The organism is Deltaproteobacteria bacterium (assembly GCA_016709225.1).
Taxonomy (GTDB): Bacteria; Myxococcota_A; Polyangia; order Nannocystales; family Nannocystaceae; genus Xiheibacterium; species Xiheibacterium phototrophicum.
Genome location: JADJEE010000012.1, coordinates 1,181,180 through 1,204,496 on the forward strand (window position 1 = coordinate 1,181,180; position 23,317 = coordinate 1,204,496).

The following is a 23,317-nucleotide window of genomic DNA, read 5'->3' on the forward strand; positions in this document are numbered from 1 at the left end:
CATGGCCCCCGGCGGTTCCAACAGCCGGGGTCCGTGCCTGACCGCGTACGGTGCGGTAGAGTTCGATGCGGCACACGCCGGCCCACGCGGATGGACCCAGCGAATCCGACCGTGAGCGCGACCATCGCTGCGGACCCGAGCGGGTCGCGGTGGGAGCTCGGCGAGGAGCTCGGCTGCGGCGCCATCGCCCGCGTGGTCCGGGTCCGCGATCGCGTGGGTGGCGAGACCTATGCCGCCAAGCTGCTGCACCCTCGACACGAGCGCGATGCAACCGCGGTCACGCGCTTCCGTCGAGAGGCCGAGTTGTCGGCGCGGCTGGTGCACCCGAACCTCGTGCGAGTGTGGGGCGCGGACACCATCGCCGGCCACACCGCACTGCTGATGGAGCTGGTCGAAGGCCCCACGCTCGCGCGGGCGTTGGCGCGCTTGGGCCCGTTCGACGAGCCGGCGCTGCTCGGCATCGCCGAGGGCCTCGCCGCAGGGCTCGCGTACGCCCACGGCTGCGGTGTCATCCACCGCGACCTCAAGCCCGCCAACGTCCTGCTCGCGCCGAGCGGACCCAAGATCGCCGACTTCGGCATGGCGCGGGCGTCGTCGTTCGCCGAGGCCGACCGCGGCGCGATGACGGTGCTCGGCACGCCGCCGTACATGGCCCCCGAGTGCCTCGATCCGCTGGCCGTCGATCCCCGTGCCGACCTCTACGCGCTCGGCTGCATGTTGTTCGAGCTCGCGACCGGCTCGCCGCCGTACGGCGGTGCCACGCCATTCGCGGTGCTCGAGGCCCATCGCAGCGCGCCGATTCCGGCGTTGCCCGAGCAGCTGTCGCCACGGCTGCGACGCCTGATCACGCAGCTGCTGGCCAAGAGCGCCGGCGACCGCCCGCAGTCGGCCGGCGCCGTCCTGCACGCGCTCGCCGAGCTACGCGACCCCGAGAGCGTGGCGCTGATGCTGCCGGCGCGTCATGAAGATCCCGACGACGGTCGCTGCGCCGGATGTGGTGCCGACGTGCTGGCCGACGTGCGCGTGTGCTTCCGCTGCGGCCTGATCCCCGTGATCCTCGAGCCCGGCTCCGACTCGGTCATCGTGGTCGGGCCCGGTCGCATCTCCGACAAGCTCGACAGCGAGCGACGCGATCGCCTGGTGAAGTGGCTGCGCGCCAACGCAGCGGTCGGCTTCCGCACCGAGCGGCTCGAGCAACGCATCCCACGACTGCCGTTCGTGCTGCTGCGCGGGGTCTCGGGCGCCAGCGCACGCAGCGTGGTCGCGTCGCTCGAGCGGCTCGATCTCCAGGCCGATCTCAGCAGCCGCTCGCCGATGGCCCACCCCGCCATGCGCGCGCACGTCCGACGCATGACCGGCCGCAGCTTCACGGTCGCCGCGGCCGTCATCATGACACCGGCGCTCGCCTACGGACCGATCGCGGTGGCCCTCGCACCGCTGGTGGGTGTGGCCGGGTTGATCGCGTGGCAGGTCTCCCGTCGGGCGGCCGGCCGCACGTCGGTGACCGGCTCGTCGCACGCCCGCCCGGCGCTGCCACCGGCGCTGTCGCGGCGGCTGCTGGCGCTGCCCCACGCGGTGCCGAAGATCGCCCAGCGCCGCCATCGCGAGGCGCTCGGCGCCGTGGTACGCCGTGTGATGGGGCTCGTGCACGGTGCGGGCGCACCCGCCACCCAGATGGCCGACCACGAACTCGACCACGCGCTCAACCTCGCGACGGTGGCCGCGGGCCGCATGGACGAGATCGAGAGCATGATGTCGAGCAGCACGTTCGATCCCGCCGATGCCGAGCACCGCGCGCTCATGCAGGAGCGCGACATGTGGGCCGCGCGGCTGCTCGACCTGACGGCCACGCTCGACGCACTCACGGCTCGCATGGCCGCCGCCCACGCCCGCAGCCGCGTGGCGGACTCGGAGGAGCTGCTCGCCTCGCTGCGCGCCAACGTCGAGGCGCTCGAGGAGGTCCAGCGACCGTGACCACGACGCTCGCCACCGCGTCCACGCTCCAGTTCCTGCCGCTGCCCCACGCGGTGACGGGCGACGCCGTCGACGTCGGCACCGAGACCCGGTGGACGGTACGACTCGCCGATGGCCGCATCGCCGTGGTCGGGCAGCTCGCCCCCGATCTGGCGCGTGACGAGTCGATCCGCCGCCGCTGGGTGCGGGACATCGAGCGCGTGCGAACGCTGCCGGCCCACAGCCTCGCGCCGACGCTGGCGATCGGGCCGCAGCCCGATCCCCGCGTGGTGGGGCCCGTGGCGCCGTGGCGACTGCGGCTCGAGCCGACCGGCGAGCGCCTCTCGGCCATCCTCACCCGCGCGCCGCTGCCCATCGACGAGGCCGCGATCCTGTTCGCCGCGATCGCCGACGCGGTGCATGCCGTGCACCGCTGCGGCGCCGTGCTGCGCGATCTTCGGCCGGAGCAGATCGTCCGCACCGACGAGGGCCACATCGTGCTGGTCGACGTCGGCCTCGCGCGCGTCGACGTGCTGTCGAGCCACACCGCCTCGAGCCTGCTGCTGCGCGGCTCGACCTACGCGGCGCCCGAGCAGCTGGTCCGCACCGCGGTCGACCAGCGCAGCGACGTGTGGAGCCTCGGCATGATGCTGTGGCAGGCGCTGACCGGCGCCCTGCCCTTCGGCGACGGCCCCGCGCTGCTCGCCGATCACCAGTCGCTGCCCTCGATCGAGCGCCTGCGCGCCGATGCCCCCGCGGCGCTCGAGGCGTTGTTGCGGCGCTGCCTCAGCGTCGATCCCGGCGGGCGGCCCGGCAGCGTCAGCGAGATCGCGTGGGTGCTGCGCGGCGGTGAGACGCCGTGGGACGACAGCGAGTCCGCGAGCTGTCAGCACTGTGGCGCGCGCCTGCGTGTGGGCCAGCGACTGTGCACGGGCTGCGGCCGCGTCGCGGTCCGCTTCGAGCACGCGCCCGAGGGCGAGCCCGCGTTCGCGCTCGACCTGCTCGACCTCAACGAGGAGGCCGAGCCGCTGCGGTGGTTGCAGAACACCATCGGCGACGTGTCCGAGCACCCCATCCGCCGCCCCGAGTTCGTGATCGGCTCGATCCACATGTACTCGGAGGAGGAACGGGTGCAGCGCATTCGCCTGCCCGCGCGGCTGTACAACCGCCTGACGCAGGACACCGCCCTGAGCCTGCAGCAGCTGGCCAAGGAGCACGGTGTCCGCACCCGCATCGTGCGTCCCGAGGCGCTGAAGAAGGCGTGGCTGTTGGTCGGTAGCACCGTCGGCGTCACGTCGCTGCTCGCGCTGTTGTTCGCGCTCGTCGGCCTCTCGCCGTGGTGGATGCTGGCGCCGGGGCTGGTGTCGATGTTCGCCGGGCTCGCGCTGGTCAACGAGCGGGTATCGCGGGAGCGCGTACCGCCGCACTACCGTCTGCGTCCGATGCCGGCAGCGCTGCCCGCCTCCGATCCCCTGGTCGCGCGTCTGGCCGCGCTGCTCGCGGCACACCCTCCGAGCGACGTCCGCTCGGTGATCGGTGAGCTCGCGCTGCTGGTGCAGCGCCTGGTCGACCACCGCGCCCGCCTGCTCGGCCCCGAGGCGAAGGAGGTCGCGATGCTCACGGCGCCGGTCGAGCCAATCGTCGCCGCGGTCGAGCGGCTGGTCGCCGATCTGCGCGACGCCAGCCGCGAGCTCGGCGAGCTCGACGAAGGCGCGATGGTGCGGGCGCTCGCCGCCTGCGACGCCCGCGGTGACGGCGAAGCGGTGCGCCTGCCGATCCTCGAGGGGCTCGATCGACTGCGCACGCTCGAGGATCGGCGCGCCGAGCTCTTCCATCGCCTGCTCGAGTCGAAGTCGCTGCTCGAGCGCACGGTTCGCATGGGCCTGGCCGTCCACGACCCCGCAGGTGAGCAGGCGCGGCAGGTCGCGCTCGCGTTGGCCACGCTGACGCGGTAGTCACCGCACGCCGGACGGGTTGCCCAGCTCCGCGAGCAGGCTTGCGGCCTGCGCGACCTGTTCGCGCGTCCGCGGGCCATCGCCGAAGCCTTCGATCGCCGCCGTCAGACGGGCGCGCACCTCGGCCTCCGGGCGATGCGCGGCCCGCAGGGCCTTGGCGAGCACCAACCGCGTGGTCGCCAGCTCGATCGGATCGACCTGCGCGGCCACGCGGGCCTCCTCGGCGCGCTCCAGCATCTCGACCGCCGCGCCGGCGTTGCCGAGCGCGAGATGGATCTCGCCGAGCGTGTGCAGGGCGTACGACGTATAGGGATGGGCGTCGCCGACCCGCCGCTGCAGGTGCGCGAGCGCCTGCTCGGCCAGCGGCAGCGCGAGATCGAGTCGTCCCTGGGCCAGGTAGGCGTCGGCGAGGTTGTTGCGGGTGATCGCAGTGCTCGGGTGGTCGGCCCCGATGGTGCGCTCGCGGATGTCGATCGCCTCCTGGTAGAGCTCGATCGCCCGCTCGGTATGACCGAGCTCCCGCTCGCAGACGCCGAGATTGTGGCAGGTGGTCGCGATCTCGGGGTGATCCGCGGCCAGCGAAGCCCGACGCATGCGCAGCACCGACTCGAGCTGCTCGGCCGCGGCCGCGTAGTCGCCGACCGCCTGCAGCGAGACACCGACGTTGTTCAGCGCGGTCGCGACGTCGGGGTGATCGGGGCCGAAGGCATCCCGCTTGCGCGCCGCCGCGGCCTCGAAGTACCGCCGCGCGCGTCGATGATCACCGCGCATGCCCCACGCTGCCCCGAGGTTGTTCTCGATCGCGGCCAGCTGCGACTCTGGGGTGTGCTCGCGCCCGGCGATCTCGAGTGCGTGCTCGAGTGCCTCGCACGCGTCGACATACTCGCCGCGCGACATCGCAGCGATGCCGACGTTCAGCGCCAGATCGACCTGCAGGGTCGGCACGTCGCCCAGGCGCTCGATCCAGATCTCGGCCTGCTTGCGCGCGCGATCGGCCTCCTCGAAGTCGGCGGCCGCGCTCGCGACCCGCACCAGCTGGATCCACGCGTAGGCCTCGGCGCGATCGTTGCCGGCCTCGGCGGCGGCCGTCAGCGCGGCGCGATACAGCCCGAGCGACAGCTCGCGATGGGCCGCGAGATCGTGGGCCTCGGCCAGTGCCAGCCGTGCGTCGGCCAGCAGCCACGGCAGCTGCTGCAGCTCCGCGCGCCGGATGACATCCTCGATGATGTCGATCGCGTCGTCGAAGCGCGCGGCGTGGGTGCGGGCGCGGCCACGCGCGACCAGCTCGCGCAGCTCGACCACGGCCTCGTCGGTCTCGTTGGCGCTGCGCGAGCCCTGCGTGCGTTGGGCCACCGTCGAGCAGCGCGACGGGTCGGGCAGCTGATCGACCATCGCGATCGCCTTGCGGGCGATGCTGTCATCGGCGCGGCCGAACAGGTCGACGGTGGCATCGAGCTCGAACAGCGCGTCGCCGAGGCACGACATCGCGCGATCGAGCTCCCGCCCCCTGCCCGCCGATGCGCCCTCGCACGCGTCCTGATAGGCCTCGTCCCAGCGCACCACCCAGCCGTCGATCGCCGACGCCACACGTCGCGCCCCGTCGGCTGCGTAGGCCTTGCCCAGCTGCGTGAAGGTGTCCTCGACGTTGGTGCGACGCTCGGCGTTCCATACCGCGGCCGTCCGCGCGGAGCCGTCGTCGCAGGCCTGTCTGCGCGGTACACCGATCGCGATCGCAGCGGTCGCTGCCACCGCGGCGACCATGCCGCCCGCGAACAGCAGGCGACGCCGGCGACCGCGAGCGCGCAGCAGCGCCAGCAACAACGCGTCGATCGACCCGTGCCGCGCGGCGGGGTCGACCCGCAGGCCCCGCAGCAGCGCGCGCCGAAGCGGTGCAGGCACGTCGGCGGAGGCGGGCACGCGCACGGCGCCCGCGAGCACGTTGCGTCGCAGCTCGACGAGCGTCTCTCCGGCGAATGGACCCTGGCCGTAGAGCGCACCGAACAACGCGACACAGAACGCGAACTGATCGGTGGCCGGGAGCAACGCGCCGCCGCGGAACTGCTCCGGCGCCATGAAGCCTGGGGTCCCGCGCACCGAGGTGTGCCCCGACGAGCCCTGCCGGCCCTCGCTGACGGTCACCGGGGCCTGACCGATGGGACGCGCGAGCCCGAAGTCGAAGACGCGCGGGCGTCCATCGGCGCCGACGATGACGTTGCTGGGCTTGAAGTCGCCGTGGACGATGCCGGCGGCGTGCGCCGCCGCGAGCCCGCGCCCGACCGGCACGAACAAGTCGACCAGCTCGCGCCACGAGGGCGGGCCGCCTTCGGCGTGGATGCGCGAGCCCAGCCAGGTCTGCAGCGTGCGGCCCTCGACCAGCTCCATCGCCACGAACACGCGCGCGCCGTGGGTGCCGGCGTCGAACACCTGCACGACGTTGGGATGGGACAGCCGTGCGAGCGCCTGGGCCTCGGCGACCAGCAGCCGCTGCTCATCGAGATCGGCGCCGGCGCCCGGGTGCACGAGCTTGACCGCCAGCGTGCGGTCGAGCTCGGGATCGAAGGCCTCGTAGACCTCGCCCATGCCACCCGCGCCGAGTCGCATCCGCACGATGTAGCGACCGATCCGGCTGCCGGGCTCGAGCGCGATCGACAGCGGCACCGCGCCGCGCGGCAGGTGACCGAACGTCTGCGTCTGGTCGCCGAGCTCGTCGTCGATCGCATCGCCGTCGTGCAACGCCCTCGATCGTAGCAGCCGCCGCGTCAGCTTCGGCAGCGACGCGCGGCGCGAGCTCGAGCTGGATGCGGCCCGTCGTTGCACACCCGCCCGAGACCGCGCGCGGACGCCAGGGGCCGCGATGTGTGCGTCGCGAGGCCTATGTGCTGGCGTCGGCGGTCTTGCGCGCGCCGTGGCACTTCTTGTAGCGCTTGCCCGAACCGCACGGGCAAGGGTCGTTGGCGCCGACCTCGGGCATCGTCGGTGCCGACGGCTTGGCGGGCGCGCGCGCGGGTGCCTCGGCCCCAGGCGCCGCAAGCCCTGCGGCGCGCAATTGCTCGGTGGCCTCGCGCGCGGCCTGCTGCATGCGGTCGATCTGCGCCCGCGCGGCGGCCGTGCGCTGTTGCCCGGCGGGGCCGCGCTGGCGCGAGTTGGCACGGGTCAGCGCGGTCTCGTACTCGGCGCCCTCCTCGGCCTGCTGCCGCTGCTCCTCGGTGAGGCGCATGTTGATGACCTTGTCGAGCACGGTCTGCTCGATGCCCTCCCACATCTCGCGGAACAGGTTGTAGCCGCGGATCTTGTACTCGTTCTTGGGATTGCGGGTCGCGTAGCCCACCAGGCCGATGCCCGTGCGCAGGTGCTCGATGTTCTTGAGGTGAGCGATCCACTGCGCGTCGATCTCACCCAGCCACAGCTGGCGGATGTGGAACAGGTAGACGTAGAGGCCGAACTCCTGCTCGCGCGACAGCAGCAGCTTCTCGACCGACGCCCAGCAGAGATCGATGAGCTCCTCGAGGTCCTGCGGCACCTCGCGCAGCGAGATGGTGGCGCCGTAGCGCTCCTTGATCTGCTGCTCGAGGGCCTCGATCTCCCACTCGTCGGGGTGGACGTCGGCGGGGCACAGCTGCTCGACGATCTTGCCGACGTTGGCGTAGGCGAGGTCGTGCAGGCGCTCGCGCTGCTGGATGAGCGCGCGCGCGATGTCGTCGACCGCGAGCTTGAGGATCGCGTCGTAGTCGTGCTTCACCGCCGCGAACGGCACCATCGCGCCGAAGTGGCGGTACAGCTCGTGGGTCAGCGCCTCGGGCTCGATGCCGTCCTTGGGGAAGCTCGGTCGCGCGGGGTCGGGCTCGGCACCGCCGGCGAGGCGCTTGGCGCAGTAGCCATCGATGATGCTCTGCACGCGCTCGCGCACGGTCTTCGACAGCGAGTCGACGGTGTGGGGGCCCGAGGTCTCGGGCGCCGCCGGCAGGCGATGGCCCTGCTCCTTGCGCGCGGCGTCGTCGAGGATCTCCGGGTGGTAGCGCCCCTCGAGGATCTGCTTGCGCAGGGCGTAGATCGCCTTGCGCTGCTCGTTCATGACGTTGTCGTACTCGAAGAGGTTCTTGCGCGTGTCGAAGTGCATGGCTTCGACCTTCTCCTGCGCGTTCTCGATGGCACGGTTGACCAGCGGCGCCTCGATCGGCACGTCCTCTTCCATGCCGAGACGCTCCATCAGCCCGCTGATGCGGTCGGCGCCGAAGATGCGCATGAGGTCGTCCTCGAGCGACAGGTAGAACGCCGACGAGCCGGGGTCGCCCTGACGACCGGCGCGGCCGCGGAGCTGGTTGTCGATGCGGCGGCTCTCGTGGCGCTCGGTGCCGAGGATGTGCAAGCCGCCCAGCGACAGCACCTCCTTGCGCTCGTCCTCGCACTGCTTCTTCAGGCCGTCGTAGAGCTTCTTGTACTCCTCGGGCTTGCTGTCGGGGTCGAAGTGCTCGCGCGCCATCATCTCGGGGTTGCCGCCGAGGATGATGTCGGTGCCGCGACCGGCCATGTTGGTCGCGACGGTGACGCCATACTTGCGACCCGCCTGCGCGACGATGAAGGCCTCGCGCTCGTGCTGCTTGGCGTTCAGCACGTTGTGCGGGATGCCCTCGCGCTCGAGCAGCGTGTGGATGACGTGCGACTTCTCGACGCTGGTGGTACCGACCAGGATCGGCTGGCCCTTGCCGTGGCGATCGCGGATCTCCGCCACGATCGCGCGGAACTTGCCGCGTTCGTTCTTGTAGACCAGGTCGTGGGCGTCGTCGCGCCTCACCACGCGGTTGGGCGGGATCACCATCACGTCGAGGCCGTAGATCTTGTGGAACTCCTCGGCCTCGGTGTCGGCGGTGCCGGTCATGCCCGACAGCTTGCCGTACATGCGGAAGTAGTTCTGGTACGTGATGGTCGCGAGCGTCTGACTCTCGGGCTGGATCGGGACGTTCTCCTTGGCCTCGATGGCCTGGTGGAGACCGTCGCTCCAACGCCGCCCCTCCATTTTTCGACCGGTGAACTCGTCGACGATGATCACCTCGCCGCCCTGCACGAGGTAGTTGACGTCCTTCTTGTACAGCGTGTGGGCCCGCAGGGCCTGGTTCACGTGGTGGAGGACCTCGTTGTTCTCGGGCGCGTAGAGGTTGCCGCACTTGAGCAGCTTCTCGACGCGGTCGACACCGGCATCGGTCAGCTGGCTGCTGTGGGCCTTCTCGTCGACGACGTAGTCGAGGTCGCGACGCAGCGACGGCATGATGCGATCGACCTTCTGGTACAGGTCGGCCGGCTTGTCGGACTCACCGCTGATGATGAGCGGGGTGCGGGCCTCGTCGATGAGGATGGAGTCGACCTCGTCGACGATCGCGTAGTGCAGCTCCCGCTGCACGTACTTCTCGATCGTCTCCTTCATGTTGTCGCGCAGGTAGTCGAAGCCGAACTCGTTGTTGGTGCCGTAGGTGATGTCGCAGCGATACGAGCGCTGGCGCTCGCCCGGGAACAGCCCGTGCACGATGGTGCCGGTCGACATGCCGAGGAACTTGTAGATCTGCCCCATCCACTCGGCGTCACGCGACGCGAGGTAGTCGTTCACCGTGATGAGGTGCGCGCCCTTGCCCGGCAGCGCGTTGAGGTACAGCGCGCAGGTGGCCGTGAGGGTCTTGCCCTCGCCGGTGCGCATCTCGGCGATGGTGCCGCGGTGCAGCGCCAAGCCACCGATCAGCTGCACGTCGTAGTGGCGCAGGCCGAGCGTGCGGCGCGAGGCCTCGCGCACCGTCGCGAACGCGTCGGGCAGCAGGTCGTCGAGCGTCGCGCCCTGCGACAGCTTCTGCTTGAACTCGGCGGTCTTGCCCCGCAGCTGCTCGTCGCTGAGCGGCTGGAACTGCGCCTCCAGCGAATTGATGCGCTCGATAATCGGCCGAATCTTCCGCATCTGGCGGTCGAACTTCGTGCCGAAGACTTTCTTGACGAGGGACGAGAACATGTCGAATTCCAGGCGCTGCCTGCCGCCTCGCGCGTGCGTGCGAGGCGGTGGGCGGGAAGCGTACGGGCGCGGGTGCGTCCGTGTCCATGCGGGAAGTCCGGCGCGGGGCCGTGCACGCTTTGGCGGCGGGTCGCCGGCCCCCAAGGCCGCAGATTAGCGCCACGAAGCCGCTGATCTGACGCGGCGTCCGGGTGCCCTTGGGCGGCGCGCTCGCGCCCCCTTGCGCCCGCGCGCCCCGGGCCACGCGCGGGCGCTACGGGGTACACTGCGCGCCCGGCCCAGCCCTCCCGCCTCGACATCAACGCCATGTACACCGACCTCGCGTACGAACGAGAGGGTGCGCTGGCGATCGTCACCCTCGATCGCCCCGATGCCCGCAACGCCTACTCCAGCGCCATGGTCGACAGTCTCGTCGCCGCGCTCGATGCCGCCCAGCACGACGACGACGTGCGCGCGGTGGTGCTGACCGGCGCCGGCAAGGCCTTCCACGCCGGCGGCGATCTCAAGCAGATGCGCGACGCCTCGGGCATGTTCGCCGGCGATCCGGTCGCGCTGCGCCGCCAGTACATCGACGGCATCCAGCGGGTGCCGCGAGCCCTCGCGCAGTTCGACAAGCCCATCGTCGCCGCCATCAACGGCGCCGCGATCGGAGCCGGCCTCGATCTGGCGTGCATGTGCGATCTGCGGGTCGCCGCACGCGGCGTGAGCCTGGGTTCGACCTTCGTGAAGGTCGGACTGGTGCCGGGCGATGGCGGCGCGTACTTCCTGGCGCGCACCATCGGCTTTGCGCGCGCGCTCGAGCTGGTGCTCACGGGGCGTCTGGTCGACGCCGACGAGGCGCTCGCGCTTGGCCTCGTACACCGGGTCGTCGCGCCCGAGGAGCTCATGAACGCCGCCCGCGAGCTCGCGAATCTCGTGGCCGCCAATGCACCGCTCGCGCTGCGGCTGACCAAGCGCGCCGCCTATCGCAGCTGGGACCTCGACATGGACACCGCACTCGAGCTGGCCGCGACCTATCAGGGCGTGGTGCAGAACACCGCCGATCACCGCGAGGCGGTCGAGGCCATCCTGGCCAAGCGGCCACCGGACTTTCGCGCCCGCTAGGCCGAATTCTCGCTCGCAGGCCCCCCTGGCGTCTCGACGGCAGGAATGCATGATTTTCTAGGAATCATGGTTTGACTCGACTACGCTGGTGGCATGGGTCGAGTTTGGCGGTGGTCGGGATTGGCGATCGGGCTCGTGTCGTGTGGCCCGCAGGTGGATGCGGGCGACGGGACCGACGTCGACACGGCCTCGGGCGGGCTCGACACCAGCACGAGCGTCGGCAGCTCGGTCGGCACGTCCGTCGGCACGTCCGTCGGCACCAGCGTTGGTTCCTCGACCACCACCGACACCACGGGCGACGACGACACCGCGACCACGATCGGGCCGAAGTTCGATCTCCCGAGCGAGTGCAGCGTCTGGGATCAGAACTGCCCGCCCGGCTACAAGTGCTCGATCCGCGCGAGTGAGGGCAGCGGCTCGTTCGACGAGACCGTATGTGTACCGGTCGATGCAGACGCCAAGCCGATCGGTGCGAGCTGCTCGAGCGGCGAGCTGCCGTATGATGGAATCGACGACTGCGCACACGGCTCGCTGTGCTGGCTCGGTGACGAGGCGGCCGGCACCGGCATCTGCCGCGCCTTCTGTAGCGGCTCGGAGTCCGATCCCACCTGCCCCGACGCCTGCGACTGGTGCACGATCTCCGGCGACGGCATCTTGACCCTGTGTCTCCCGCAGTGCGATCCGCTCGCGAGCGACTGCGCACCGGGGGAGGGTTGCTACGCCGCAAACGGCGAGACCTTCGCGTGCGTACCCGATGCGTCGATGGGCGAGATGATCGGCAGTGGCTGCGAGTACATCAACGCCTGCCCGTCGGGCCTCGCCTGCATCGGCGCCGGTGCCTTCCCGGAGTGCCCCAATGCCACGGGGTGTTGCTCGCCGTACTGCGACATGGACGCGGCAGTCGATCCCTGCGACGCGCTCGCGCCGGGCACGGTGTGCACGCCGTGGTACCCCGAGGGGCCGCCGGATCCGGCCTGCACCGGCATGGGCTCGCTCGGCGTGTGCACGGCGCCATGAGTGCACGGCGTCCGGCGTCGACGTCGTGCGCCACGCCCTGACCCGCCAGCGCACGGGCGGCGGCGCACGCCCGTGCGTCCGCGCGTCGACGGGCGTGGGCCGAACCGACGCCCACGCCTGCGCGATGCCGCGGTACGCCCCCTGCATTGGCCTGTGCGCATGTCTGCCGCCATCTTCGAAGCGCTCCGCAAGGACCACGAGACCCAGCGCGACCTGCTCGCGCGGCTCGCCGAGACCCAGGGTGACACGCCCACGCGCCGCGAGCTGTTCGCCATGCTCGCGTCCGAGCTCGAGGCCCACGCGACCGCCGAAGAGAAGAGCCTGTACGCCGCGCTGATGACCGTCGACGGCGGCCAGGAGGTCGCGCGCCACTCGGTCGCGGAGCACAAGGAGCTGTCCGACCTGCTCGATGCCGTGCGTGAGACCGAGTTCAGCAGCCCAGCTTGGCTCGGCAAGCTCGCCAAGCTGTCCGAGCGCGTGCACCACCACCTCGACGAAGAGGAGCACGAGGTGTTCCAGCAGGCCGGACGCATCCTCACCGATGGCCACAAGGCCACGCTCGAGCCCATCTTCAGCAATGCCCGTGCCGCCGAGGCGTGAACGTGTATGGAGGGCCTCGACGAGTGGTTTCGCCTTCGCTACGAGCTGCGGCTCCACGGCCTGCGGCAGCGACTGCTCGCGGGGACCGATCCGCTGATCATCCGCTGCGGCGATGACCTGGTGTTCCTCCACGACCGCCAGCGCCGTCGCGTGCCGGTCGTCACACGGCGCTACCACGCATGCAAGGCGCTCGCGCACCTGCCGGTCGCGACCTACGTGTGGCTCGCCGAGCTCACCGGCACCGCGTTGACCCCCGACGACCATCGCGCGCTCGAGCGGATGCATCGCGACACCACCGCCGCGCTCGGACGCGCGGCGGTGCCCGCGGAGCGCGAGGTGCTGGCCGCAGTCGCCAACGCGCTGCGTTCCACGCTGGCACGGGGCGGCGTCGACCTCGAGGCGCTGACGACGATGGCGACCGCGGTCGACCCACCGACCCGCGCGCTCATCGACGAGGCCACGCGACTCGAGCTGGTCGGCCTCGACGCCGCCGTGCGGCGCCACACCGCGTCGCTGACGATCGCGCAGTGGCAGCGCCTGCACGTGGTCGTCTGCGCCAACCATCAGGCCCGCTACAAGGAGTCGACCAAGCAGTACTTCCAGCGCCTGCTCGGCGAGTCGGAGGGGCCTGGTGCCCAGCGCGAGCATCGTGTGCTCTACGCCGAGAGCGGCGAGAGCATCGACGACGCCGTGACGCTGCTGGCGACCCACCTGCTCGACCGCGAGCTGGCCGGCTTCTTCCTCGACTCGCCGATGGCGCTGCAGCGCAACGTCCTGGGTGACGCCGCCAGTCGCGTCCTCGACGAGCTCTTCGCCGAGCGCATCGGCTAGTACCTCGACACAGCGATTGCTGTGTCGAGGTACTAGCCCGCGAGCGGCAGCACCGCGTCGTCGTCGACGTCGGCCACGAGATCCGTCTCGACGCGGGCCCACACCGGCAGGTGATCGGAGGCCACGCGGGCGTGGCGATGACTGCCGACGTGGATCTCCTGCAACCACGCCCGCGGTCGGGTCCAGATGCGATCGAGCGCGAACACCGGGCGCCGGCACGGGAAGCTGCGCGGCGCCGGCTGAGCGCCGAAGCGGGCGCGCAGCGGACCCAGCACGTCGCCCCGCGGCAGCCAGGCGTTGAAGTCGCCCATCATCACCTGTGGCAGCACCGGGTCGTCGTCGAGCACGCGGTGACAGGCCCGGATCTGCGCGTGGCGCTCGCGGACGCGAAGCCCGAGGTGGGTGTTGAACACGTCGATGTGCGAGCCGCCGAACTCGACCCGCGCGTGCAGCAGGCAGCGCGGCTCGTAGCCCGCGACGCTGAGGTCGATCACGCGGACGTCCGAGATCGGCAAGCGCGAGAGCAACGCGTTGCCATAGCGGCACTCGCCCCGCTGCATCGTCGAGCCGACCACCGCATCCATGCCGAGCCGCACCGCCAGCTCGGCGAGCTGGCCGTCGACGCCCTCGCGGCCGGCCAGCACCTCCTGCAGCGCGATGACGTCGGCGTCGAGATCGGCGAGCACGTCGGCGATGCGCGCGACGTCGACGATCCCGTCGAGCCCGACGCAACCGTGGACGTTGTAGGTCGCAAACACGAGGGAAGAGTCGAGTGTCGTCATGTCGTCCGTTCCGGCCGGGCCACGACCCCGCCACCGCGCGCGGCCCAGCGCTTCACCGCCCAGGTCACCACCACCACCAACGCCGCCAGTCCCACGGCGACCGCCGTCAATGCCCAGCCATCGGTGGCGCCGCCGCGCAGGCGATGGCCCAGGACGGTGAGCACGAAGGCGCCGGGCGTCATCACCAGCATCGTCGCGAGCATGTACTTCCACCACGGGATGCGGGCCGCGCCCGCGGCCAGCCCGACCACCATGTGGGGTGCGACGGGCAGCACCCGCAGCAGTGCCACCGCGAACACGCCGCGTCGTGCCACGCGACGCAGGGTCGCGCGCACGCGCGGACCAGCCAGGGTGTCGATCCACGCGCGGGCGCCGAGTCGGCCCAGGCCGTGGTAGAGGGCCGCGCCGGTGAAGGCGCCGAGCAGGCCGTAGCCGAGCCCCAGCCACGGGCCGAAGGCCGCACCGCAGCTCGCGATGAGCAGCGTCACGGGCACGAGCACGATCCCGCCGATCACGAACACCGCGATCACGGCCATCGCGGCGAGCCACGGGTGGCCCTGCCCGGCCGCCAACGCCTCGGTGAAGAGCGCGTCGTCGAGCACGCCGGTGACCCGCAGCACCACCAGCACCGCCACGCACAACGCCCACCATCCCGCGGCAGCGAGCTTCCATCGCCGCGAGCGCGCGGCGGCGACCGACGGCTGCGTCAGCCAGCGTCCGATCTGCTGCGAGCCCAGCGGCCGATCGGGATCGATGAGCTCGGCGGGCGGTAGCAGCACCTCGGCCAGCGGCGAGGGCTGTGGTCGATAGGGGCGCAGCGCCCGATCACCGTGGGCGAGCTCGCGGATCGTCGCGCGCAGCCCGGTCTGCGCCGTGGCCTCGGCGACGTGTGCCTCGTGGCAGTCGAGGTGCTCGGCCATCAGACGCACCCGCAGGGCCGCGATCGCAGCGCGAACGTCCTCGCGATCGCCCGCCTCGATCACCAGGTCGCACTCGCTGTCGAGCCCCATCGACCGGTTGGTGAGGTTGGCGGAGCCGATGCGGACGAAGGCATCGTCGATGATGCATACCTTGCCGTGGAGGTTGAGCGAGATCGGCTCGCTGGCCGCCTCCGCCGGCGGCAGCCAGGGCGACACGATGCTCAGACGATCGTGATCGTCGGCCTGGCGCGTGGCCGCGATCGCACGCTCACGCAGGACGCCGACCGTGATGTCCTCCATCCAGCCGCTGCTGTCCTGGGGCAGGACGACCGCGATCTCGGGCCCTTGCGCGGCGCGCAGCGAGGCCTGCAGCGCCCGCGAGACCGCCTCGCTGGTGAGGTAGGGGTTCTCGATGTAGATGAGCGACCGCGCGGCGGCGACGCTGTCGTGCCACAGCTGCTCGACCTCGCGAACGGGCGCGCCGTCGTCGATTGGACCGCGCGTGCGCGCGATGCCGACCTCGACGTCGCGCACGTCGACGCGCAGCAAGGGCGGCCAGCAGTCCGTATGCTGGGCCGGCGGCGGCAGGGCACGCCCACCGCCGTCCGCCCACCGCTGCCGCACCAGCTCGCCCAGCGCTGCCGCGGCCGCGCCATCCACTGCCATCTGCACGTCGTGGTGGGGCCGATAGCACTTGCCGGTCAGGTCGACCCGCCGGGGATCGCAGGGGTCGTGCGCCGGGGTATCCCAGCGGACGTCGCACAGGTCGAGGCCGCCGCAGAACGCGACGCTGTCGTCGATGACGACCAGCTTCTCGTGGTGTGCTCCGCCGGCGGCGTGGTGGGCATCGAGGCGGTAGTGCACGCGCTGCGGGGTGCCCCAGGCGAAGCGCAGCCGCGACAGCACGCCGCGCTCGAAGACGTAGATCGGCGAGAAGTCCCAGCCCAGCACCCACGCCCGCAGTCCTGGCTTGGCGCGCACGCAGGCACTGAGCGCGTCGGCGAGGCTGACATCCTGCTGCTCGTGCCGCATGCGCACCCGCGCGTCGATGTCCCAGCCCACGATGATGATGTCGTGCTCGGCCCGGTCGAATGCCTCGAGCACCGCCGCATAGTAGGCGGCCGCGTCGACCACGAACGCCACACGATCGGCTTTCGCGATGCGCCAGCAATTCCGCCCGGGCTGCAGGATCCGAGCGCCCGCCGGCGCCGATGTCGATGCCTCCACCAACGGTGCCACGGCACGCGTGCGCGCACTCGAGTTCGCTCCGACCATGTCCGGCTCCGTCCCGTCGTCGACCCGCGCGTGCGCGTCGCGGGGGCAGCCTTAGCAAGCGCGATGCCGTGGCACGCAGCGAGCGCTGCGGCGTGCAGCGACCCCGACTCGGGGTGTGCTCGCCCGACGCGACGTGGCGCCAGCGCACGGTGCAACCAGGTGGACGCGGCGCGACCGGGTCGACGCGGTGCGACCGGGTCGACGCGGCGCGACCGGGTGTACGCGGTGCGACCGGGTCGACGCGTCAGGGCGCCGCGTCGGCCGTGGGGCCCTCGGCCGCAGCGGCGCGCGCGTCCAGGTGCGCCGACAACAGCTCGCGCAGGTGTGGCGCGTCGAGCTGCGCCGCGGCCTCGAGGATGGTGCCGCGCTCGTCGACCAGCACCGCGTAGGGCAGCGTGCCGGTCTCGAACACCTCGTACAGCCGATCGCGGGCTTCGCCGGCGAACGCGTGGGTCCACGGCATCGGCCAGGTCTCGCGGAAGCGGATCACGTCGTCGGCCCGCTCGTCCATCGAGATGCTGACGATCTCGAAGCCGGGACGCCCCGGCGCGGGCGGCCCACCGAAGCGTTCGTGCAGCGCGTGGAGCTCGGGCATGGCCTCGACGCACGGCCCGCACCACGTCGCCCACAGCTCGATGAGCACCACCTTGCCGCCGAGATCCTGGTTGCTCACGGGTGCGGCGGCATCGACGAGGCCGGGCGCCGCGAACGCGGGCAGCTGGCCGCCGCGCTCGACCTTGCGATCGGGTCGCCATGCGGCACCGACCTCGAGCAGGCCGAGCTCGGCGTAGCGCGGCTGCTGCAGCTGCGCCCACACCCGTCGTCGCCCCGCCATGTCGCCGCGATCGGCCGCCTGCGCCAGCTGCTCGATCAGCAGCATGCCGGTGGCCTCCGCCGGCAGCTGCTCCCCGAGCACGCGTTCGACCCGCGCCACGAGTTCGGCCCGGCCGCTGGCCTGCGCCGCGCTCACGAGGCCTCGCGGCGCCAGGCCCCACAGCGTGTCTCCGAACGCGCTGCGCTCGACCGCCTCGATCGCCAGCGCCTGCTCGCCCGCCGAGAGCGCCGAGAACTCGCGCGCATCGAGCTCGAGCGCCATCGCGGTGGCGGCCCGACGCAGCTGCGGCAGCTCGCCCGCGGCGGCCACCCGCCACAGCGCGGTGGCATCGCTGGCATCCGAGCTCGCGCGCGGTGGCCAGTGCTCACCGAGCGCGGCCACGCGCGCCGCGAGTGCCTGCGGATCTGCAAAGTGCAGCTGCGACTCGACCCCCTTCGGGGCGAGCGCGAGATCGACGTCGAGCACCAGCTTGCCGCGCACGACCGGCATCACCGAGAGGTAGTCGCCGCCGCCGTCGTACTCGAAACGATCCGTCCCCGGCACGTTCATCGCCCGACCCTCGCCGGCGAAACCCGTCAGCTGCACGCGCAGCGGCGCGACGCCACCGGCGATCTCGACCCGCGCGTGGCCGTCGGTGCCACGCACGAGCGGGAGCTGCTGGGGCGGTGACGACGCGGGCGAGCCCGACCACACCAACGCGCGCAGGGTGTCGTCGGGTCCGGCGGGCGCGTACGTGCCGAGCCGGACCTCGAGCTCGAGCGTGCTGCCATCGAGCCACACCGGCACGCGCAGCTGGGCATGATCGACGCCGGTGAACTCGAGCAGCGCGAAGCCGGTGCGACGCGTCGACAGGCGAAAGCGACCGCCGCGACCGGCCGCGACGGTGTCGGCGGCCGCGGTCGCCGGGTCGATCACACGCACGTGGGCCATCGGCAACACGCGACCGTCGGCGCCATGCAACGTGCCGACGATGCGAGTGCGGGCGTGCGCGTCGGCGGGTGCCACCGTTGCACCTCCGCGCTCGCAGCCCGCGGTCGCGGCCAGCGCTCCGAGCAGCGAGAGCCCCAGCATCAGTCCCCGGGCGTAGCGCCCCGCGACGTGGCCTGTGTCGTCGTCGATCGATCGGTCCATGCCTTCGCCATGTTCGACGCCGGCGGTCGTCGGGTTCCCGGGCCCCGCACGGGGCCCTACGGCCGGCCCGGCGGTGATCGCGGCAGGCGATCGCGACGCAACGCGACCAGCAGCGATCCGGTCTGCAGGACCAGCACCAGCGTGAACGGGATCGCGCCCACGATCGCGACCGCCTTCACCACGTCGACGCGTCCGCTCAGCACCGGGCCGGCGCCGAGCAGACCCAACACGACGCCCCACGCCAGCTTCCGTCGCGGGCTGGGGTCGGCAGCGCCGCCGCTGGTGATCACGCCGAGCACGTACGCCGCCGAGTCGACGCTCGTGACCAGGAAGAGGAACACCAGCACCACCGCGAGCGCCGAGAGCACCGACGCGAAGGGCATGCGCGCGAGGGTCTCGAACAGCGCCGTGGGTGGATCGGCGACCGCGACGCGAGCGATCGCACCGTCGCCGTCGAGCGCGGCAGCGGTGCCGCCGAGCACCGCGAACCACAGCATCGAGAACACCGTCGGCACCAGCAGCACGGCCACGATGAACTCGCGGAACGTGCGACCACGGCTGATGCGCGCCACGAAGACGCCCACGAACGGCGCCCACGCGATCCACCACACGAGATACGCGATCGTCCAGTCGTGCATCCAATCGCGGGCCTGCGACCATGGGCCCGACATCGTGGACATCGGCAGCAGCAGCCGCGGATAGTCGAGCAGCGAGGTCGCGAACGCCTGCAATCGCAGCGCCGTGTCGCCCCACAGCAGTAGCAGCAGCATGAAGCCCACCGCCAGCACGACGTTGAGTGCCGAGAGCCACTTGATGCCGCGATCGAGCTTGGTCACCGCCGATGCCGTGTAGGCCGTGACCAGCAGCACCAGGATCGCCACGGTGAGCAGCGGCGTGTCGTCGACCACGCCGAACGCACGCGACAAGCCGCTGCGGATCTGCAGCACGCCCATGCCGACCGAGCCCGCGACGCCGAACGCGATCGCGAGCACACCGATCAAGTCGGCCACGGCCGCGAGTGGTCGCCCCCAACGCCGCGACATCACCTCGCGCATGGGCGCGCCCGGCAGGTAGTCGGTCCCCCGGCAGAAGTGGAAGTACCCCAGCACCAGCGCGGCGACCCCGTAGATCGCCCACGCGTGCAGGCCCCAGTGCATGTCGGCGATCGCCAGCGCCTGGCGCCGAGCCTGCGCGACGCCATCGATCGCCAGCGGCGGCTGGGCACCGTGGATCAGCGGCTCCGCGACGCCCCAGAACATCAGACCGCTGCCCATGCCGGCCGCGAACAACATCGAGATCCACGCGAAGCTCGAGAACTCCGGCTGCGCCGTGGGACCGCCGAGTCGGCGGCGTGCATGGCGACCGAACGCAAACCACGCCGACAGCACCACGAGCGCGAGGGTGATCGCGAGGAACACCACGTCGAGCGCATCGATCACGCCCACGACCGCGCCGACGACGAACTCGGACAGCAGATCGGGCGTGACGACGCCGAGCACCGCCACCGCCGCGCATGCCAGGAGCGCCGGCACGAAGCTGCGATCCCGGGCCTTGGGGGCCACCTCCACCTGCGGGCCAGCATCGCAGTGCCGCCCACAGCACACAACCCAAAGCTGCGCCGGCGCGCGTCTTGGGCGAAGATGCCGGCGGTGAGGTCGCGTGCGCCCGCTTGGTTGTCGTCGCAACCCATCGCCCACCGCGGCCTCCACGATGGCGAGCGCGCCGAGAATTCGTTGGCCGCGTTCGAGGCCGCGGTCGAGCACGGCTACGCGATCGAACTCGACGTGCACCACACCCGTGCGGGCGAGCTGTTGGTGTTCCACGACGACGACCTCGCGCGCATGACCGGCGAGGCCGGCCCGGTCGACGCGCTCGAACGCGGCGCGAGTGCCGACCTCCGACTGCGCCCCGGCGGCGAGGCCGTCCCGACGCTGGCGCAGGCGCTCGCGCACGTGCGTGGGCGCGCGCCGATCGTGCTCGATCTGAAGTCCAAGCGACGCCCGGGCGCGCTCGAGCGGGCGGTCGCCGCGACCATCGCAGGCTACCGCGGCGCGCTCGCACTGCAGTCGTACCAGCCGTTCGCGCTCGCGGAGCTGCGACGGCTCGCACCGGAGCGCACGCGCGGCCTGTTGGTGTCGGATTTCCGTGACGCCCAGCTCGCACCGCACGAGCGCTTCGCGCTGGCGAACGCGTTGCTGAGCCCGCTGGCACGGCCGCACTACGTCGCGTGGGAGCTGCGCTGCCTGCCGTCGCTCCCCGCGGGCGTGCTGCGGCGACTGGGCCTACCGCTGATCGCGTGGACCATCGCCGACCCGGCTGCCCTGGCGCGCGCACACGCGGTTGCGGACAACGTCATCTTCGAGGGCGTGCGGCCCTGACGCGCCGCCACGCGAGCCCTGCACTACCCGCCGCCGTGCGCCTCCAGCCACGCCTGTGCGGCTTCGGCCTCGTCGCGTGAGGACAGCGCGCCCTGCCCCACCGCGGACACGAACGACTGATGCGCCGCGCGCATCAACGCGAGCGAGCGGGGGTTGTCGCCGTCGCGCTGCCACAGCAGCTGGGCCAGCTCCGATGCCACCAGACCGCGTCGGTCGGCCCGATCCTCGTGACGCTCGAGCAGCTGCAACGCCCGCTCGAGCGCAGCGATCGCGCCGTCGAGATCGCCGGTCGCGACCGCGGTCCTCGCGAGCCCCAGCAAGCCCGGCACGAGCTGCGGATGCTCGCGCCCGACCGCACGCTCGGTACCTGCGATGACCCGCTCGAACATCGCCCGCGCCTCGAGATTGCGATCGGCGAACATCAGCGTGGCCGCGAGGTTGTTGAGCATGCCCAGCACCTCCAGGTGATCGGGCCCGAGCGCGCGCTCGGCCTGTTCGACGGCGCGGCCGAGGTGGTCGATCGCGTCGTCGAGGCGGTTGCCGCTGGCCTCGGCCATGCCGAGCTCGGCGAGGTGGGCGGCGATGCGGACATCGTCGGGGTCGTAGCGCTGCTCGGCCTGCTCGACGACGTCGCGCAGCAGCGCGATGCCCTCGGCGTCGCGCTCGACCAGTCCGAGATCGGTCGCGAGTGCGCCCTTGGCCGCGAGCACGTCGGGGTGCGCGGGGCCCAGCGCCGCCTCGAGCACCGCGAGCGCCTCGGTGCGGGCGGCGACCGCCTCGTTCGCGCGGCCGAGCGCAGCGAGCTGCGTCGCGACGCTGTTGAGCTGCCGGCCGTAGTCGGGATGATGGGTGCCGAAGCGATTGGCGGTCTGCTCGACGTTGGTCCGCAGCAGCGCGAGCGCGCCCACGAGATCGCCGCTGCGCCCCTTCGCCAGCGCAACGCCTTGGCGCGCATGCAGCTCGGCGGGCAGATCGCGGGGCTCGAGCGCGCTCGCGAGCTCGAGGGCGTGGATGTAGCCGCGCTCGGCCGCCGGGTAGTCGCCGCGCTCGAGCGCGGCACGGCCATCGACCACCGACAGGCGCGCGCGCAGACGTGGATCGGACACCCGGGCCAGCGCGGCCGCGGCATGATCACGCCACAGCTCGCACTCGGCCAGCCGCGCGCGGCGGCACGACGCCACCGCCAGCTCGGTCGCCGCGCGGGCGACGGTCTCGTCGTGCCCGGCCGCGAGCGCGTGGGTGAACGCGTCGTGCAGGATCCGCTCGGACTCACGCTCGCGGCCCTGGGCCCACAACGCCAGCGCGAGCTCGAGCTCGGCCTGGGCGAGCACCGCGTCGTCGCCCTGCGCGGTCGCGGCCGCGATCGCGCGCTCGGCCGCGAGCTGGGCGTCGACGTGGCGACCGAGCTCCCGCAGCAGCTGCGACGCAGCCAGATCACCGCGCACGGACTCGTCGGCGAGCATCACCGCCGCAGGCGCATCGGCGCGCAGACATGCCGCCGGTGCACCGAGCGCTTCGACGGCCTCGCTGCCGCGTGCGAGCGACTCCACGTCGGCCTCGCGGAGCACGTCGACGATGGCGCGCACGCCATCGAGCTGCCGCAGCAGGCACACCGCCGCGCCGGGGTTGGCATCGGCGGCACAGTAGTCGCGCTGCGCGTCTCGCCACTGCGATACGAACGCATCGAGATCGCGCTCGACGCGGCCGCCAGCCTCGAGCGCGAAGCTGGCGTGGCTGGCCGCGATCGCCTCGTGCAGCTCGGCGTGCGCCTGCGGGCCCCACAGCGCGTCGACCTGGCGCTCGACCTCTTCGCACCAACCTCCAGCGAGCGCCGAGCGGCGATCGCCGACGCCGAGCGCGATCACGGCCGCGACTGCGCTCGCGGCCGCCAGCCCCAGCCAACGTCGACCACCGCCGCGCACGGCCAACGCCTGCTCGAGCTCGGCCAGCCCCGGGCCGTCGCGATCGTCGCGACCGCGGCGCAGCAGCGCCAGCAGGCGCAGGCCCACGGCAGCTCGCGTGCCCGGCCGCTCCTCGTCGAGCACCCGCAGCGCGAGCTCGCAGAACCGCTGCCGATCCGCAATCGCGTTCGCACCCTCGCTGACGCGCAGCAGGCCGGTCAGCCGCGGCGCACCGCCCTGCGCCACGCAGACCGCATCGGCGTCGACGCTGCCGTGGGCGACGCCCGCGGCATGGATGGCACCGAGCCCGGCGGCGATCGCCTGCAGCAGCGCGCGCCGCCGCGGCACCGACGGCTGGGTCGCGAGCCACTGCAGCAGCGGCTCGCCGACCACGCGCTCGGTCACCACGTGCGCGACGCCGTGCTCGACGACCACGTCGTGGACCCGCGCGACGACCGGATGCACCACCGTCGCGAGCGCGCGGGCACGATGCCGCAACGCCGCCAACCGAGCCGGGTCGACGGCATCCGAGCGCTCGAGCACGACCTCGCGACCGAGCTCTGGATCGAACGCGATGGTCTGATCGACGTCCGAGGCGAGCCCGACGTAGCGGCCCACGCCGGCGTCGGAGTCCGTCATCGTTGCC

The 23,317-nt window shown here is 72.2% G+C and carries 14 protein-coding genes; 7 read left to right on the plus strand and 7 right to left on the minus strand.

Translation table 11 applies throughout. The features are described 5' to 3' along the window. Positions 1 to 111 precede the first annotated feature (111 nt). Together IPH07_29825 and IPH07_29830 are read left to right on the plus strand one after the other, a co-directional pair. On the plus strand, positions 112 to 1,974 hold the full coding sequence (locus IPH07_29825; GenBank protein MBK6921634.1) for a serine/threonine protein kinase: 1,863 nt from the start codon (positions 112 to 114) through the stop codon (positions 1,972 to 1,974). Continuing rightward, positions 1,971 to 3,908: a protein kinase gene (locus tag IPH07_29830; GenBank protein MBK6921635.1), complete on the plus strand. Its 1,938-nt coding sequence runs from the start codon at positions 1,971 to 1,973 to the stop codon at positions 3,906 to 3,908. Before IPH07_29825 ends, IPH07_29830 begins: the two co-directional genes overlap by 4 nt. Here IPH07_29830 and IPH07_29835 read toward each other — a convergent pair whose 3' ends face one another. Both IPH07_29835 and secA read right to left on the minus strand, forming a co-directional pair. Beyond that, positions 3,909 to 6,641 carry a serine/threonine protein kinase gene (locus tag IPH07_29835; protein MBK6921636.1) on the minus strand — a complete coding sequence of 911 codons (2,733 nt, stop codon included), beginning with the start codon at positions 6,639 to 6,641 and terminating at the stop codon, positions 3,909 to 3,911. It lies immediately after the preceding gene. A gap of 139 nt (positions 6,642 to 6,780) precedes the next feature. Continuing rightward, a complete protein-coding gene (gene secA / locus IPH07_29840; protein ID MBK6921637.1) occupies positions 6,781 to 9,897 on the minus strand; it encodes a preprotein translocase subunit SecA in 3,117 nt (1,038 codons plus the stop codon). 306 nt (positions 9,898 to 10,203) lie between these two features. Here secA and IPH07_29845 point away from each other — a divergent pair, with 306 nt between their 5' ends. The 4 genes from IPH07_29845 (at position 10,204) to IPH07_29860 (ending at position 13,449) form a co-directional block, all read left to right on the plus strand. Beyond that, positions 10,204 to 11,001, plus strand: a complete 798-nt coding sequence (locus tag IPH07_29845; protein ID MBK6921638.1) for an enoyl-CoA hydratase/isomerase family protein — start codon at positions 10,204 to 10,206, stop codon at positions 10,999 to 11,001. Between the two features lie 93 nt (positions 11,002 to 11,094). Continuing rightward, a complete protein-coding gene (locus tag IPH07_29850) occupies positions 11,095 to 12,018 on the plus strand; it encodes a hypothetical protein (protein ID MBK6921639.1) in 924 nt (307 codons plus the stop codon). Between the two features lie 159 nt (positions 12,019 to 12,177). After that, positions 12,178 to 12,618: a hemerythrin domain-containing protein gene (locus IPH07_29855; GenBank protein ID MBK6921640.1), complete on the plus strand. Its 441-nt coding sequence runs from the start codon at positions 12,178 to 12,180 to the stop codon at positions 12,616 to 12,618. 6 nt (positions 12,619 to 12,624) lie between these two features. Next, complete coding sequence (locus IPH07_29860) at positions 12,625 to 13,449, plus strand: hypothetical protein (protein MBK6921641.1); 825 nt, start codon at positions 12,625 to 12,627, stop codon at positions 13,447 to 13,449. A gap of 32 nt (positions 13,450 to 13,481) precedes the next feature. On the opposite strand, the gene IPH07_29865 is transcribed toward IPH07_29860, so the two are convergent. From IPH07_29865 to IPH07_29880, 4 genes are all read right to left on the minus strand, one after another. Continuing rightward, the gene (locus IPH07_29865; GenBank protein MBK6921642.1) at positions 13,482 to 14,231 is read right to left on the minus strand and encodes an endonuclease/exonuclease/phosphatase family protein; all 750 of its coding nucleotides are present in this window, start codon (positions 14,229 to 14,231) and stop codon (positions 13,482 to 13,484) included. Then, positions 14,228 to 16,285, minus strand: coding sequence for a VTT domain-containing protein (locus IPH07_29870; protein MBK6921643.1), 2,058 nt, complete (start codon positions 16,283 to 16,285; stop codon positions 14,228 to 14,230). Before IPH07_29870 ends, IPH07_29865 begins: the two co-directional genes overlap by 4 nt. A 385-nt stretch (positions 16,286 to 16,670) precedes the next feature. Beyond that, positions 16,671 to 18,392, minus strand: a complete 1,722-nt coding sequence (locus IPH07_29875) for a TlpA family protein disulfide reductase (protein ID MBK6921644.1) — start codon at positions 18,390 to 18,392, stop codon at positions 16,671 to 16,673. Between the two features lie 56 nt (positions 18,393 to 18,448). After that, positions 18,449 to 19,960, minus strand: coding sequence for a BCCT family transporter (locus tag IPH07_29880; protein ID MBK6921645.1), 1,512 nt, complete (start codon positions 19,958 to 19,960; stop codon positions 18,449 to 18,451). Positions 19,961 to 20,041: 81 nt separating this feature from the next. On the opposite strand from IPH07_29880, the gene IPH07_29885 reads away from it, so the two are divergent. Next, the gene (locus IPH07_29885; protein ID MBK6921646.1) at positions 20,042 to 20,770 is read left to right on the plus strand and encodes a glycerophosphodiester phosphodiesterase; all 729 of its coding nucleotides are present in this window, start codon (positions 20,042 to 20,044) and stop codon (positions 20,768 to 20,770) included. A gap of 23 nt (positions 20,771 to 20,793) precedes the next feature. Here the strand turns inward: IPH07_29885 and IPH07_29890 are convergent, their stop codons facing one another. Beyond that, the gene (locus IPH07_29890) at positions 20,794 to 23,310 is read right to left on the minus strand and encodes a tetratricopeptide repeat protein (GenBank protein ID MBK6921647.1); all 2,517 of its coding nucleotides are present in this window, start codon (positions 23,308 to 23,310) and stop codon (positions 20,794 to 20,796) included. Between the last annotated feature and the right edge of the window lie 7 nt (positions 23,311 to 23,317).